The organism is Sporosarcina sp. Y1009 (genome assembly GCF_057669865.1).
This window is the reverse complement of sequence record NZ_JBYHFO010000011.1, coordinates 102,773-117,093: the sequence shown is the minus strand read 5'-3', so window position 1 is coordinate 117,093 and position 14,321 is coordinate 102,773. Positions and strand designations below refer to the sequence as shown.

Genomic DNA, 14,321 nt, shown 5'->3' with positions numbered 1-14,321 from the left:
GCCCGTAAAAGCCCGATTGGTTCAACTAACAATCCGTGGGAAAGAACAACCCACGGATTGAAGTTTTACTTTATGTTATTTGAGCCTGGAGAAAGAAAAATATCATGTGAACAGATGAAAAAACGAATTGAATCAGTAAGAAAAGAAAGGTCATGAACAATTCTAATCGCGGAAGAAAATGGAGATATCATTGGCTATTTATTTGCGATAGGTGGGAATCCAACACGGGTCAAACATTCTGTATATATTGCGGTCGGTGTTGGTGGAAATCAACGTGGAAAAGGTGTAGGTGCAAGGTTATTTGAAGCGGTGGAGGAATGGGCGAAACAACAAAGTATTCATCGATTAGAGTTAACCGTTATGACCCACAATATTGCTGGAATTGCTTTGTATAAGAAAATGGGCTTTGAAATTGAGGGAACAAAAAGGGACTCGTTATTAATTGATGGAAAATATGTTGATGAATATTATATGTCGAAATTGTTGTAATTTGAGCGATTAATCGGACATAAAAAGGAACTATAACCATTATGGAAATAGTTCCTTATATTTGGTTTTTTGGTCTAGTCGTTAATTTCATTGACGAACTGAACTTAAGTGATTTTTTCACCATCACGTCTAAAGAACCCAAAAATTCCTACAGTTTGTACGATATTTGTGAAAGCATTCGGATCGACTTCTTTTATAATTGTTTCCAAATCATATAATTCATAACGCGTAATGACGAGGTATAACATGTTTTTATCTTCTTTCGAGTAAGCCCCTTTTGCGGGTAGAATCGTTATTCCACGTACCATCTTTTGGTGAATAGCCTGTTGCAGTTCATCGGCTTTTCGTGTAATAATCATCGCTGTTACTTTCTCATGGCGCGTATGGATTGTGTCGATTACGGCCGTTGTTACATAAAGCGCAAGCATTGTATAAAGGGCATTTTCCGGTTCATAAAGAAATCCTGCGGCAACGATAATGACGCCGTTTAGTAGTAGGAAATACGTTCCAATCGGCTTGTCTTGTAATCGAGATAAGACCATTGCGACAATGTCCATACCACCTGTAGAAGCGCCTAGTTTTAAAGATATTCCGACACCGACACCGGCAATAACACCACCAACAACTGCATTTAGAATAATGTCATCCGACACTGAAATAACAGGTAGAATTTCTAAGAAAATTGTAGCGAAAATAACGGAGACAATGCTATAGATGGTAAAACCTTTACCTACTTTATACCATCCTAAGATAAAGACTGGGATATTAAATAGTAATAATAAAATCCCGGTGCTTATGTTAATATTTAAATAATCTGCTAAAGCACTTGATGTGATTTGGGCAGCCCCAGCAAATCCACTAGCATAGACATTCGCATTGATTAAGAAAAAGTTCAGGGAAACTGCAAGTAATAATGATCCGAAAATAACGACAGCAATTCGTTTTGTTTCTATAAAAAACATCGTGGACCTCCTTTTTACTGTATGTATACTTCTGTAACTGTTCTATTATGCCACACGGGCGTATGTAATTCAAAGCACATGAAATGATATAGATTCTTCTGTTTATGTATTCCCCAATTTATTGAAACTTAACGGATAGTTTTTGGTAGTTAGTAGAGAGAGAGAGGATGTTTGAATTGACTAATAGGCCGAAATTGAACCTGAAAATTACGCCATTGGAGATTTTTCTTAACGGCATTACATTGGTAGCCTTTGTGGGTACGATAGTATACCTTATCTCATTATGGACAATAATACCGAGCGAAATTCCTGCGCATTATAATGCTGCAGGAGAAGTCGATCGTTGGGGCGGCAAAGGCGAGATACTTATTTTACCCATAACAGCACTTTTGATGTGGATTGGAATGACGGTTTTGGAAAAGTTTCCGCATGTGCATAACTATCGAAATTTAACGAAGAATAATGCACGGGCACAATATTTGAATAGTCGTCTGCTTTTGAATGTATTAAAAAATGAAAGTGTCCTCTTATTTTCCTATTTGACTTGGAAAGGCATTCAAGTTGCTATTGGAGAACATGATTCATTAGGGGTTTGGTTTTTGCCTGTATTTTTACTTATTATTTTTGGTTCGATGGGGTATTTTATCGTGAAGTCACTGCGTTTGTCGAAAGATACATAACGGCGCATTTTTTTATAGTATATGTAAAGATATCTTTACGTTTTGAATGGAGGATTTACCGTGAAAGTCGTTAATCATATTAGAGAACAAGAAAACCACCCCGCGCCGTCGCAAGCAAAGGGGTGGTTCGCGAAGTAAATAAAACACTTTGACAACCGCCACCCTGACGGTAGAGGATGTGGGAGAAATGCATAAGGGTTTCTCTTTTTCAGTATATGTCCATTATAAATTAAAATATCCAGAAAATATAGTTTACCGGATTCCCTCCGAACCAATGTTTAATGCCCAGCATAGTATAGGTTGCTGTCATTAACACGAGAGGGGTAGGATTTTGACGTACACGGATAATTACGATCGAGATACCTATGGGATCATCGATTTTTGGGTGCGAAATAACTTTGAGCATGGGGAATTTTTCGACAGGGAAATTAGCCATCATGAATTGGAGTTAGCTCGGGCAAATCAACAGATGATAAAGCGGATGGGAAAGGTATATAAACAAGCAGAATCAAAGACCGGTGACATCGGATTATTAATTGACGAAGCCAAAAGTTCTACGCATGAATTCCACGATTTACTCGTCCATACAATGGACAAAGCACTACGGTGTGATGTTATTATTTCAACACCAGTTTCGCTCCTCGATCACATGATACGGGAGGCGGAAGAAGGCCAAAGAGTTTTTGAACTAATTGAGGAAAATGCCTATGTAACACCTGCTGAGGCAACAATTCATGAAAGTAATTTCTGGTTAAGGCAAATGGTAGACCATTTAATCTTTATCAGTCATTACGTAGATGCATCAAACTACCAACTCCATGATGAAGTTAGAGCGATGACGAAGAAATTCGAGAATTTGATGCTTCAAGCAATATCGCTTAAAACAATGATACGGCGTCCACGTAATAAAATTTCACCCGTCTTAAATACGTTTAACCAAATGGTAATTAAAGAGGCGAAGGCGTTGGAAGCATTTAAGTTGGAACTAAGTGAGCTTATCAAAGCCTGTGCCGCCGTAACTACTGCTCCGCCAAATCTGTTAGAGCATATTGCCAGGGAAGCACATCATTTATGGCGGAACTTGGAAGACGAAATTGTAACTTAAAAAGGAAATACTGAAGCCACAAATTATCCGTGTGATATGGATAATTTATGGCTTTTATATATTATAAAAGTAGCAATGCATCTACATCAATAATTTCAATGTCACGATGATTTAGTTGTCTAATCCAGCCAGCATCTTCAAAGTCGGCAAGTTTTCGACTGACTGTTTCGGGAGTTGTCCCAAGATGTGAAGCGAGATCTTTTCGACTCATTGGTAGTGTTATCGTCTTACTCAGCGTTTCATCGGCAACCTCTGCCAAATACATGGCAATGCGTGTTTCAGCAGTTTCCATCGCAATATTTGCCGCTTGTTTTTCAGTTTTTGCTAATCTTCTAGAAAACTCACTAAGAACTTTCAGCGAAATCGCCGGATATTTTAAGATGAACTGTTGAAAGTTATTCCGACTCATGACGCATAGTTCAACGGATTCCATTGCTTCTGCATAAGAATCATGAACCGATTCCGTGAACAGTGATAGATCGCCTGTAAAATCGCCTGGACCTAAAATCCGAACCAGTTGTTCTTTGCCTGTCTCGGATAAACGATAAATTTTCACGCGGCCTTTGTGGACGATATATAATCCGTCGGAAGTATCCCCAGCGTGATAGATTGTATGACCGCGAGGATGTTTTACAGAGTTGGTCTCCTTTACAATCTCGCTCATTTCATTCGCATCTAAATGGTTGAATATCGGTACAATTGAGATGCACATTTTCTGCATCTCAACTGTACCTTCTGCATGATGTTCGCATTGATTGTTGCCCATCAATTGTCCCCCCCAATTCATTCTGTCTGTAAAATCGGCACCGGCTGTTTAACATCTACTTGCTTTTTAGTATACCGTATTAATCGCACCGCGTTTAGAATAACGAGGAGTACACTCAATTCATGGATGAGCATACCGGATGCGAGAAACACTTTTCCTAAGAGAACGCCGGCGAGAAGAAGGACAACTGTGCCAACTGCGAAATATGTGTTTTGTTTCATATTTCGAATGGTTGCTTTGGCTAGCGAGTAAGCGTGTGAGAATTGATCGAGTCGGTCGGCCATCAAGACGACATCAGCTGTTTCCATTGAGATATCTGTGCCGCCTTCTCCCATCGCAAGTCCTATATCCGCAGTTGCGATTGCAGGTGCGTCGTTAATACCGTCCCCAGCCATTGCAACTTTGTGGCCTGCGTCTTTCAATCTTTGAATCATGGCGACTTTGTCTTCTGGTAGTAATTCTGCATGAACCCCATCTAATCCTAGTTGTTTACCAACAAGTTCTGCTGTATGGCGATTGTCACCAGTAAGCATGATAATCTGTTTTACGCCACTGGCCCGAAGTTCATTCAATGCGCCTTGAGCCTCTGGTCGAATTTGGTCTGCAATGGAGAATATCCCTGCAACGACACCGTCTATTGCTGCAAAAATTGCAGTGTTGCCAAGTTTTTCGCGCTTCACAGCATAACTATCAACTGCATCCTCCACATTGATTCCATTCGCTGCCATCAATTTGCGATTTCCAATCGTGAGAAGTTTACCTTCGATTTGCGCTTGGATACCATTTCCTTCAATAACTTCTGCATTCTCAGGTTCATTCAATAGAGGAATTCCGCGTTTTCGAGCTTCCTTCACAATTGTTTGCCCAAGATGATGTTCAGAAATCATTTCAGCTTCCGCGACGATACGAAGCAGGTCATTTTCATCGCTTGAAAATGTATGAATGTCTGTCACTTCAGGACGTCCTCTTGTGAGCGTTCCTGTTTTATCGAAAACTACGGTGTCGATTTTGGCGAGGGTTTCCATAATGTCTCCGCCTTTAACGAGCACACCGTTTCGTGCGCCGTTACCGATACCTGCAACGATAGAGACAGGTGCGGAAATAACGAGTGCACCAGGACATGCGACAACGAGGAAGGTCAGTGTCATTTCAATATTACGTGTGAAGATGTAAACGAGTACGGATAAGATGACAATAGACGGTGTGTAAACGTTTGCGAATCGATCTAAAAATTTTTGTGTTTTAGATTTAGCTTCTTGTGCATCTTCGACAAGTTCGATAATGCGTGCAAACGTTGTATCATCGCCAACTTTATCGGCAATAACTTCGATGAATCCGTTGTCGACAATCGTTCCGCTAAATACGCGGTCGTCGATGGACTTAGTTGCTGGAACGGATTCGCCGGTAATAGCAGCTTCGTTTAATGAAGCTTTACCCAAAACGATTGCCCCGTCAATCGCAACTTTCTCACCGGAACGAATGATAACGCGGTCACCTTTTTCCACGTCATCCACTGAGATCGTAACCGCTTCTCCTCCTCGCATGACAGTCGCTTCCTGCGGTGCCATGTCAATAAGAGAGCGAAGGGAAGAACGTGTTTTTTCGAGCGTACGCGCTTCGAGGAATGCCCCGAAAAGGAAGAGAAATGTGACGGCTGCAGATTCCACGTATTCGCCGATGAAAAGAGCACCGACAACTGCGATTGTGACAAGAAGTTCAATACTGAAAGCTTTCATTCGTAATGCTTGAAATGCTTTTATAGCAATTGGTATGCCTGCAATAATCGTCGCCGCAATGAGCGTACCTTGACGCCATTCGTGAAGGCCCCCGAAATGGAGGCCAAATGCAATAGCAAGAAGAATACCGGTCACCGCAGTAATTTGGGATGTGCGTCTTGCGTTCATGATATTCCCACCTTTCTATAGTTAGGAAACTTTTTGAGATACAACTGGATAGCCGAGCTTCGTAATGACTTCATGAATCTGCTCCACCTGCACAATATCTTCATTGAAACGAGCACGAACCTTGTTGGAATTAAACAAGACTTTTATTTCTTCCACACCATCCATTTTTCCAACGGTGTTTTCGATCTTCTTAATACAAGTTGGACAGCTTAACGGTTCCAAACCAAATACTGCTTTTTTCATTTTCCTCATCCTCCAATAGGTTATTTACTTTCTATATCCATCATAAGACGCTTTTGGTAATGAATCCTTGACCTGCATCAAGTAAGCGAATAATCTTTATGAAACTTTTTGCGATATAACTGGATAGCCGAGTTTCGTAATAACTTTGTGAATCTGCTTCGCCTGCACAATATCTTCATCAAATTGTGCACGGACCTTGTTGGAATTAAATAATACCTTAACTTCCTGCACACCATCCATTTTTCCAACAGTGTTTTCGATCTTCTTAATACAAGTTGGGCAGCTCAACGGTTCTAAACCAAATACTGCTTTTTTCATTTATCTCATCCTCCAATAGAGTATTTACTTTCTATATACATCATAAGACGGTTTTGGTAATGAATCCTTGACCTGCATCAAGTAAGACGGAGAAAATTGGTTTTTGATCAATCGTAGTGTTCACGAATATCGATTTCCACTGGAAAACCTACACATTTCTTTTTCTTCCCGTGAAATTGCTTTATACTAGAACTATAAGAATAAAGTTGGACGGAAAGGGACGAGGGAATGGAACTCATTTATAAAGGCAAAACAAAGGACGTCTATCATTTGGACGGTGGAAATGTTCTCTTAAAATTTAAAGATGATGTAACAGGTGAAAACGGCGTGTTTGATCCAGGTGCGAACCAGGTTGGATTGACGATAGAAGGTGTAGGAAAATCTGGACTGCGTATGTCAAAATACTTTTTTGAGAAAGTAATTGAAAAAGGCATTCCGACGCATTATGTAGATGCAGATCTCGAGGATGTCTCAATGACAGTAAAGTCTGCGGTCGCATTTGGAAAAGGACTTGAAGTGATTTGCAGGTACCGGGCTGTTGGAAGCTTTCTTAAAAGATTCGGAGCGTATTGCGAAGAAGGCCAATCCTTAGACGCTTTTGTTGAAGTGACATTAAAAGATGACGAGCGAAATGATCCACCTATCAATCAAGACGCGCTGAACCAACTCGGTCTTTTAACAACTGAGGAATATGCAACACTTGAAAAGTTAACGAAACAAGTATCGGGAATTGTTAAAGATGAGCTCGCTGCTAAAGGACTCGAACTCTATGATATCAAGCTGGAATTTGGTCGAAACGGTGAAACTGGCGAAATCATGCTGATAGACGAAATTTCTGGTGGGAATATGCGTGTTTATAAAGATGGAAACGCCATCGTTCCCCTCGAATTAGAAAAACTATTTCTAGATTGAAAAAAAGCGACTCAATCCTTAAAGGAGAGTCGCTTTTATTATACGAATATTTTAATGGAAAATAGGACATCCTAACAAAATGAAAGTATTTTAAGGAGGAGTTCTATTGAAACGTATATTGCTATTGTTTATAAGCAGTTGTCTATTATTTGTCTTGTCGGGTTGTTTTCAAAAGGAAACAAAACTACCAGTCAGTGGAGAGAAAGTGGAAAGCCTAGAAACCCCAATCGTGAATATTGACGGGGAAGAAATTGGACATGTAATATTTACAGAGAATGGTAAGGGTTTAACGATTGATATCCGGGCTGAGGGACTTGCACCAGGTTTCCACGGTACGCATATTCATGAAACAGGCGTCTGTACACCGCCAACATTTGAGTCAGCGGGCGCACACTTTAACCCGACTAGTAAAGAGCATGGATTTGATAATCCGAAAGGTTTCCATTTAGGTGATTTACCTAATCTAGAAGTTGACGAAGAGGGACAGGTGAATGTTCGCTTACATTTAACGGATATTACACTAAAGCAAGGTGTGGAGCATTCAATCCTAGACGATGATGGTAGCGCGCTCGTCATTCATGAAGAAGCAGACGATTACGAAACAGATCCAGCAGGTAATTCCGGTGCACGGATTGCATGTGCGGCAATTACAGCAGATATGCTCAAGTAAATTATTTTAATAAGAAAGTTTCCGTGTAAAACGGCGTTGACTTTTCATTGAAAGCTACCCCTGTGCCGAGATGGCTATATAAATCTTGTAAGATATTATCACGGTGGCCTTTTGAATTCATCAAACCTTCATGCGCGAAAATACTACTTGTTTGACCATATGCAAGGTTTTCTCCTGCCCCTCGAAACTTGATGCCGTTTTCTTCCATGCGGTCGAAAGGGGATTGACCTTCTAAGTTGTCATGGCTGAAGTAATCTTTATCAGCCATATCGATGCTATGTTTCCTAGCGGTATCGGCAGATTGGTCATCCCATTCAAGCGCACCGAGACCATTTCTGACTCGTGAAGCATTTGTTAAGTCGAATAATTGGACTTCGAACCCGTTTCGAAGTGATTGATCTCCGCCGGCGTACATGCCGGTTTTTTTCCGTTCTAAAGAAGTAGAAACAAGTTGCATCGCTGTCACGGTGTCGTTTTTATGTAAATCATAAAAGACATAAGCGTACATACCGTCTACTTCAAACATGTCGAATTCTTCACTGTCTTGTAAGATATATACATTTAAGCCTTTGCGAATTTCTGTTAGTGGCTTGCCAAAAGTTTCACGTACAACCTCTTTAGAAGAACCGTATTCAATACCAATCTCCGAAGAAATTAAATCATCATTCGTATAAATGGCATTCACCTTTTTGTTGGTATCATATGAAAGCATCATGAAATTATGGTAGCCATCGTGATATGTATTCCAGGTGGCTCCGTATTCATTCAATGACTGTCGGTTTGGTTCACCTAATATTTCTAGGACGTCTGTTTCTGAAGTTCCAAGTTCTATATTATAAATCGCAAGTTTGCTATTTACAGGTTTGTCTAATTGAGGTTTATCAACAGGGTCTTCAAGTACATCTGTACCGGCAGTTTTTGAAGATAAGAAAAAATAAGCTTTATCGACCGTATTATTTAATGAGTCAATTGCAGAATGGAAAGATTCGCTAGTTAAGAAAGTCTCAACCTTTTCATCAATCGGTGTTAGAAATGAAAGGTCAACATACTTTGAGACCGGTTCTTCCCAAAGCGGTTTTATAAAATAAATTGTGCCAATGACTAAGAGTAAAAGAAATAGTCTTCTCATAAGTGTAAACTCCTTTATAATAGTATAACCCGAATCAGGCTGAGATTTATAGCGGAAACCTTTCCCACTAAGGATTTCCTATAGCGGTCCACAAAATGTATACTAGAGAGACAACTATGAACGGAGAAAAAGAAATGATGATATCTAAAAAAATGATGAATGCTATGGTAATTGAAAACAACGCCCATTTATTCAGTTGTCCAGTTTGCAGAGAGGGACTAGAACTTATCGATAAGACCAGACTTGTCTGCAAGGAAAACCATTCGTTTGATCTATCGAAACAAGGCTATGTGAATCTAACTTCGGGCGGCCATGCAACAAAATATGATAAGACCCTCTTCGAAGCCAGGAAAATAGTGATCGACAGTGGTTTTTTTGAGCCGTCGCTAGTTCTGATGACCTCTCTCATTGCCAAGCATTTAGCAGATGCAACTGATGCGACAATTATCGATGCTGGGTGCGGAGAAGGATCCCATTTGTCGACCATACGGACAAAACTGAATCGAAATATCACTGGTGTAGGAATTGACCTTGCGAAAGAAGGAATTCTATCAGCGGCAAAGGATCATCCTGGTAACATCTGGAGTGTTGCAGATCTTGCCAACTGCCCGTTTGCAGATGAACAATTTGATGTCATTTTAAATATTTTATCGCCGGCCAACTATGCTGAATTTTCCCGGCTTCTCAAATCGAATGGCTTATTTATAAAAGTCGTCCCAGAAAAAGATTATTTAAAAGAGTTACGTGCTATATTTTATGATGAAGACGAGCGGCAACAAGATGCTGATCCACCATCACGAGTTGCAGAACATTTTAGTACTGTTAAGACGGAACGAATTACATATAAGTTCCAGCTAGATCAGGCATTACTTGTTGAGTTAATTCGCATGACGCCTTTGACATGGGGTGCTAGTGAAGAAAAAGTGGAAGAAGCACTCCGTATCGGAATTCCAGAAATCACAGTTGACTTTACAATCATATACGCCACTAAATAGTATGAGAAATGAGGGTCATTTATATGTTAAGTAGTGTTCCAGGCTGGTTTTATATTCTTGCCATTGCAGTTGTGATTTTATTCATTATTTATACAGAATGGAAAACACGTTAGGAGGATAAGGATGACGAAAAAGAAAGTAGGCAAGCGTCAACGGCCGAAAACATCATTCAATCACGAGGAATTATCGGTTGATGATGTTTGGCGTTTTGAGGGCTACATAGAAAGATCAAGTTTTACTGGCGGAACATTAACTGGCTCTGAAGAGGAACGACTCAACTTCGATGATGTTGTTTTTAAAGATGTTTCATTTTCAGGAAGCGAACTAAGAACAGCAGAATTTGTGGATGTTGTGTTTCAAAACTGCGATTTTTCCAATGTCCATTTTCAAAATGCCATCTTTCATCGATGTGAGTTTTCGAACTCGAAACTGACGGGTTCCGATTTTGCAAATTCGAAAATGAGTCACATATTATTCGAGGATTGCGAAGCACGTTACAGTAATTTTAGTTTTTCAAGTATGAAAGAAGTCGACTATGTGAATTGTAATTTATCAGATGCTGATTTTTACGAATGTCTTTTTAAAGAAGTTCGTTTTGCTAAATGTAAAATGGATAATATTAATTTTTTTGAAACGGATTTAAATGGTGTCGATTTATCGGACAGCACCTATGAGCGTATTGAAGTGACGCTTCCCAACATTGCGGGTTGCATCGTGTCAAAAGAACAGGCAATTGGTTTTGCACGTGTCTTAGGGCTTACAGTAAAAGAAACCTAATGTTATACTAAAATATAAAATGGAAAAGAGAGACTCCTATGCTAACATTTGAACAAAAACAAGAAATTATTGAATCATTTCCCGAATTGACTAAAAAAGATGTGTCCATGAAGCGCGTGAATTATCATTATAAAGAAAGCCGATTCGACAAAACAGTTGTCGTGCAGCATCTACATCCGAATGGCAACGCCTTTGTCTATGTTGAAGGTGTTCCTGGCTATGACACAGATGACCGCGGACTTGTGAATGTCCGAGAAGCAACTGAAGAAGAACTCCGAAAAACGATTGCAGACAGCATTGCTTTATTATCAGAAGAAGAAGCTGAAGAATTGGCTGTTGAAGAAACTTGGGTGAACAGTGAAGGTGTCGAGCTGAAATTAGTGGAAGAAGAAGGCGCATGGAATATTTATCATGGTCTGAACTTAGAAGAAAGTTTTGGTAATTACGGCTATGCACAAGGGTACTTGAAAGATGAACAATTTACTCAAGTTAAGGAGTGATTTGGAATGAATGGGAAACACATGGTTATCGGCATCATCCTCTTTGTCATCGTAGTAATCGCTGCAATCTATTTCGCAGTCATGGCTGAATATAATAAAGATGAAAACAAAACTGAGACCACATCAATTGGTATTGAAATTATTGAAGAAAATCATATAAGTTAACAAAAAAACACACCTGGAATAGTAACGGGTTCGGTTGATGGGGAGAAAACACTAAATAACAATCAATTTGGAGACACAATTCACATATGAATTGGTGTCTCCTTTTTCGTTGGCATATCAATACTATATAAGTTTTAACATACTAATCAGCACATCAATTCGCACACCAATTGAAGACACCGCATAAATTTATGCGGTGTTGTTAAAACACGTGCTAAAACTGGTGCGAATTGGGTATACTAGATGCAGGACTATTCAGACAGGAGACTGATAAGGATGAAGTTCATTAAACCCAAAAATCACAATGCAGACAGAGTAGATTGGCTCATTTCTGAACGGGCAAGAAATATCGTAAAAAGCTATGCAGAGTACACAGAGCATAGCGAGAGCGAAGTGGTCAATTTGTTCCTTCTCAACCTTTTGGATGACAAGGACTTTATTGCTTGGATTGAAAGCAAGAGGAATAACAGAAGGATGGTTAAACAACTTGGAATTGAAAATCTGGTAGGTGACGAAAAGATTGGCTAAATTGAAACGATTGGCTACCAAAGAAGATAATTTAGTGGATGTCCTATCCCCTCTTTCAGCAAGTGAAATCGAAGATAGGAATACAGATTATGACCTACTAACACCCAAGCGGTTCGGAACAAAATATAAGAATCTGCTTTTCACGCCTACCGAATTCACTTGGAATGGCATTACGCATCAAATCCAATACAATCATTGTGCTAATCCGTATTGTAGGTATCACGGTATTCCTCAAACGAAGTTTGCAACCAAAGGAAAGCCGACTCGTTATAAATTAACAGGAACCTCTGATCACAAATCAATAAAATGCAACCCAGACCCGACAAGAGTGACAGGCGATGCGGTACTAGGATGTTACACCTCCACTCTTTCCAATTGGTCTATTGCACAAGAGATGCAACGATTAGTTCAAATCAATTCAATTCTAGACAAAGAAGAGGAATATGAGTTTCATAAAGACGGTTGCATTACGGAAGACTTCACACCGTTCAATGATCCTGATGGATTCTATAAGCAAGGAAAAAGCAGGTTGGGAATGCAGCGGTATCAGTGCAAGGCTTGCAAAAAGAAAACAGCTCTTACGCCAAGGAGAGATGACTCCATCACGTACAATCATAAGCGAAGCGACATTCATCACCTTTTTGCTAAATTGTTGTTAAGTCGTACGCCCGTAACGCGAACTTGCGAAATTTTAGAAATTGGCAGAGGGACTTACTACGATAAATTAGAGTTTCTTTACCGAAGGTGTTTGGAGTTTCTTGAGCGACACGAAACCAAACCTTTTCAACGGTTTAAATTTAAAGAAATGTGGATTAACACTGATAAGATGGTATATTTCCTCAACAACGTTCGGCAAAAAGGGATGGGTGGCAGGCGTTACGATGATGTGGAAGAAATACAATTTCCAACTCACGTATTGGTGTCGGCAGATGTTCTGTCAAGATATATTCTCCGTTCCGATGTAGCCTACGATTGGGAAATCACGCTTGGGGACATTGCTTTCGATACGGCTCTGCAAAAAGAAGATCATCTGAATGAATTTGCCAAAAAATATGCCAGATACCCAAGGTATTCACACTATCCAATGCCCCCTTCGAAAAACGATACTCAAAGTAAAGCGGATTATTATAAAGAGTTGACTCAAGTAGAACGGAGAATGAACTATACGGATGGGTTGCACGTTGGTTCGACTTATACGACAGTTGCACACCTATGGCTCATCAAACAGCTCGTGAATGCGACTGAATGGCGTTTTGTGACCGACGAAGACAATTCTCTGATGACGTCTATCAATCGGGTATTCTCGAAGGAAATACAACTAGCCGATGCTCATCATTTCCTATGCCAAACTGATAAGACGAAAACGAGAAAACAGGCTCGTGAAGAATTTGTTCAGGCAAGAGTCGATTTGATCGATTGGGGGACAATGCAAGGAATTGGAACAAGGTCTCTGAGAGCGTTAGCATTTCTGCAATTGCAGGAATTGTTTAAGCATCACCATTTTCACAAGAAGGTTTCAACCCGTTCAGGAATACACCTGGAATATGCTGATAATCCAATTCTGCATCCCCTCGCTACAATTGATAGAGGGCTGCGTTCCGTTGATTGTACAACAAATCTATCATCGCTCGATCCAAAAGATGTCGCCGCCTTAATAATGAATGTGAATGACAACGCTACCAATACTTTCATCCAACAAATTCGAAGAAGGCTGTCCATTTTAGAAAGACCGTTAACTACTGCACGAGGTGATGGGAAAAGCTATATCTATTCAAATTTCAATCCAAAATATGCTCAAATGGCTATCACCATCTTGCGAACTTATTACAACTTTTGTTTCCCCTATAATTCTAACGGAACAATGGAAACGCCCGCCCAACGATTAGGTATTACCGATAAAAAATTCAACCTAAAAGATATTATTTATCTTAGGTAGTTAGATTAGTGTGAAAATAAATGATTTTCTTGAAGGGAATAGGGAAATCTATGCTAAAATAAAATTATAGATTATAAAGTGATGTTCTTAAACTAATAGGGCAGGTTTATGGAACTAGAAAAATTGAAATTTTATAGGGGGAGAGTGCTCTGGAAAAACGATACAACTTTTGGTCTCTTTATTTAATACTAATTTGTTTAGGAGCAGCCTTCTATTCATTATATTCTAACATTAACAACACT

The 14,321-nt window shown here is 39.7% G+C and carries 17 protein-coding genes; 11 read left to right on the top strand and 6 right to left on the bottom strand.

The features are described 5' to 3' along the window. The first annotated feature begins 159 nt into the window (after nucleotides 1-159). A complete protein-coding gene (locus AC25Y1_RS13935; protein WP_488148602.1) occupies nucleotides 160-489 on the top strand; it encodes an N-acetyltransferase family protein in 330 nt (109 codons plus the stop codon). Between the two features lie 104 nt (nucleotides 490-593). Here AC25Y1_RS13935 and AC25Y1_RS13930 read toward each other — a convergent pair whose 3' ends face one another. Next, nucleotides 594-1,451: a YitT family protein gene (locus tag AC25Y1_RS13930; protein WP_488148597.1), complete on the bottom strand. Its 858-nt coding sequence runs from the start codon at nucleotides 1,449-1,451 to the stop codon at nucleotides 594-596. A gap of 176 nt (nucleotides 1,452-1,627) precedes the next feature. On the opposite strand from AC25Y1_RS13930, the gene AC25Y1_RS13925 reads away from it, so the two are divergent. Together AC25Y1_RS13925 and AC25Y1_RS13920 are read left to right on the top strand one after the other, a co-directional pair. Further along, nucleotides 1,628-2,131 carry a DUF1648 domain-containing protein gene (locus AC25Y1_RS13925; protein ID WP_488148596.1) on the top strand — a complete coding sequence of 168 codons (504 nt, stop codon included), beginning with the start codon at nucleotides 1,628-1,630 and terminating at the stop codon, nucleotides 2,129-2,131. Between the two features lie 331 nt (nucleotides 2,132-2,462). Then, nucleotides 2,463-3,236 (top strand): DUF2935 domain-containing protein, encoded by a 774-nt coding sequence (locus tag AC25Y1_RS13920; protein WP_488148595.1) that lies wholly within the window; start codon nucleotides 2,463-2,465, stop codon nucleotides 3,234-3,236. 61 nt (nucleotides 3,237-3,297) lie between these two features. Here AC25Y1_RS13920 and AC25Y1_RS13915 read toward each other — a convergent pair whose 3' ends face one another. The 4 genes from AC25Y1_RS13915 to AC25Y1_RS13900 all read right to left on the bottom strand — a co-directional run bounded on the left by AC25Y1_RS13915 (nucleotide 3,298) and on the right by AC25Y1_RS13900 (nucleotide 6,467). Beyond that, the gene (locus AC25Y1_RS13915) at nucleotides 3,298-4,002 is read right to left on the bottom strand and encodes a Crp/Fnr family transcriptional regulator (protein ID WP_488148594.1); all 705 of its coding nucleotides are present in this window, start codon (nucleotides 4,000-4,002) and stop codon (nucleotides 3,298-3,300) included. Between the two features lie 17 nt (nucleotides 4,003-4,019). Next, nucleotides 4,020-5,906, bottom strand: a complete 1,887-nt coding sequence (locus AC25Y1_RS13910; protein ID WP_488148593.1) for a heavy metal translocating P-type ATPase — start codon at nucleotides 5,904-5,906, stop codon at nucleotides 4,020-4,022. Between the two features lie 21 nt (nucleotides 5,907-5,927). After that, a complete protein-coding gene (locus AC25Y1_RS13905) occupies nucleotides 5,928-6,149 on the bottom strand; it encodes a heavy-metal-associated domain-containing protein (protein WP_488148592.1) in 222 nt (73 codons plus the stop codon). A gap of 96 nt (nucleotides 6,150-6,245) precedes the next feature. Next, a complete protein-coding gene (locus tag AC25Y1_RS13900; RefSeq protein WP_488148591.1) occupies nucleotides 6,246-6,467 on the bottom strand; it encodes a heavy-metal-associated domain-containing protein in 222 nt (73 codons plus the stop codon). 228 nt (nucleotides 6,468-6,695) lie between these two features. Between AC25Y1_RS13900 and AC25Y1_RS13895 the strand changes: the two genes are divergently transcribed. Both AC25Y1_RS13895 and AC25Y1_RS13890 read left to right on the top strand, forming a co-directional pair. Further along, nucleotides 6,696-7,379: a phosphoribosylaminoimidazolesuccinocarboxamide synthase gene (locus AC25Y1_RS13895; protein ID WP_488148590.1), complete on the top strand. Its 684-nt coding sequence runs from the start codon at nucleotides 6,696-6,698 to the stop codon at nucleotides 7,377-7,379. 106 nt (nucleotides 7,380-7,485) lie between these two features. Next, nucleotides 7,486-8,049: a superoxide dismutase family protein gene (locus AC25Y1_RS13890; protein ID WP_488148589.1), complete on the top strand. Its 564-nt coding sequence runs from the start codon at nucleotides 7,486-7,488 to the stop codon at nucleotides 8,047-8,049. A 1-nt stretch (nucleotide 8,050) separates the two neighbouring features. Here AC25Y1_RS13890 and AC25Y1_RS13885 read toward each other — a convergent pair whose 3' ends face one another. Next, entirely contained in the window at nucleotides 8,051-9,178 is a 1,128-nt protein-coding gene (locus tag AC25Y1_RS13885) for a CAP domain-containing protein (protein ID WP_488148588.1), read from the bottom strand. Nucleotides 9,179-9,312: 134 nt separating this feature from the next. Here AC25Y1_RS13885 and AC25Y1_RS13880 point away from each other — a divergent pair, with 134 nt between their 5' ends. The 6 genes from AC25Y1_RS13880 (at nucleotide 9,313) to AC25Y1_RS13855 (ending at nucleotide 14,079) form a co-directional block, all read left to right on the top strand. Further along, nucleotides 9,313-10,173, top strand: a complete 861-nt coding sequence (locus AC25Y1_RS13880) for a putative RNA methyltransferase (protein WP_488148587.1) — start codon at nucleotides 9,313-9,315, stop codon at nucleotides 10,171-10,173. 123 nt (nucleotides 10,174-10,296) lie between these two features. Then, nucleotides 10,297-10,950: a pentapeptide repeat-containing protein gene (locus AC25Y1_RS13875; protein WP_488148586.1), complete on the top strand. Its 654-nt coding sequence runs from the start codon at nucleotides 10,297-10,299 to the stop codon at nucleotides 10,948-10,950. 38 nt (nucleotides 10,951-10,988) lie between these two features. Next, nucleotides 10,989-11,450: a hypothetical protein gene (locus AC25Y1_RS13870; protein WP_488148585.1), complete on the top strand. Its 462-nt coding sequence runs from the start codon at nucleotides 10,989-10,991 to the stop codon at nucleotides 11,448-11,450. 6 nt (nucleotides 11,451-11,456) lie between these two features. Further along, nucleotides 11,457-11,615 carry a hypothetical protein gene (locus AC25Y1_RS13865; protein WP_488148584.1) on the top strand — a complete coding sequence of 53 codons (159 nt, stop codon included), beginning with the start codon at nucleotides 11,457-11,459 and terminating at the stop codon, nucleotides 11,613-11,615. Nucleotides 11,616-11,891: 276 nt separating this feature from the next. Next, complete coding sequence (locus AC25Y1_RS13860) at nucleotides 11,892-12,143, top strand: hypothetical protein (protein WP_488148583.1); 252 nt, start codon at nucleotides 11,892-11,894, stop codon at nucleotides 12,141-12,143. Further along, nucleotides 12,136-14,079: a transposase gene (locus AC25Y1_RS13855; protein WP_488148601.1), complete on the top strand. Its 1,944-nt coding sequence runs from the start codon at nucleotides 12,136-12,138 to the stop codon at nucleotides 14,077-14,079. Before AC25Y1_RS13860 ends, AC25Y1_RS13855 begins: the two co-directional genes overlap by 8 nt. The last annotated feature ends 242 nt before the right edge of the window (nucleotides 14,080-14,321 follow it).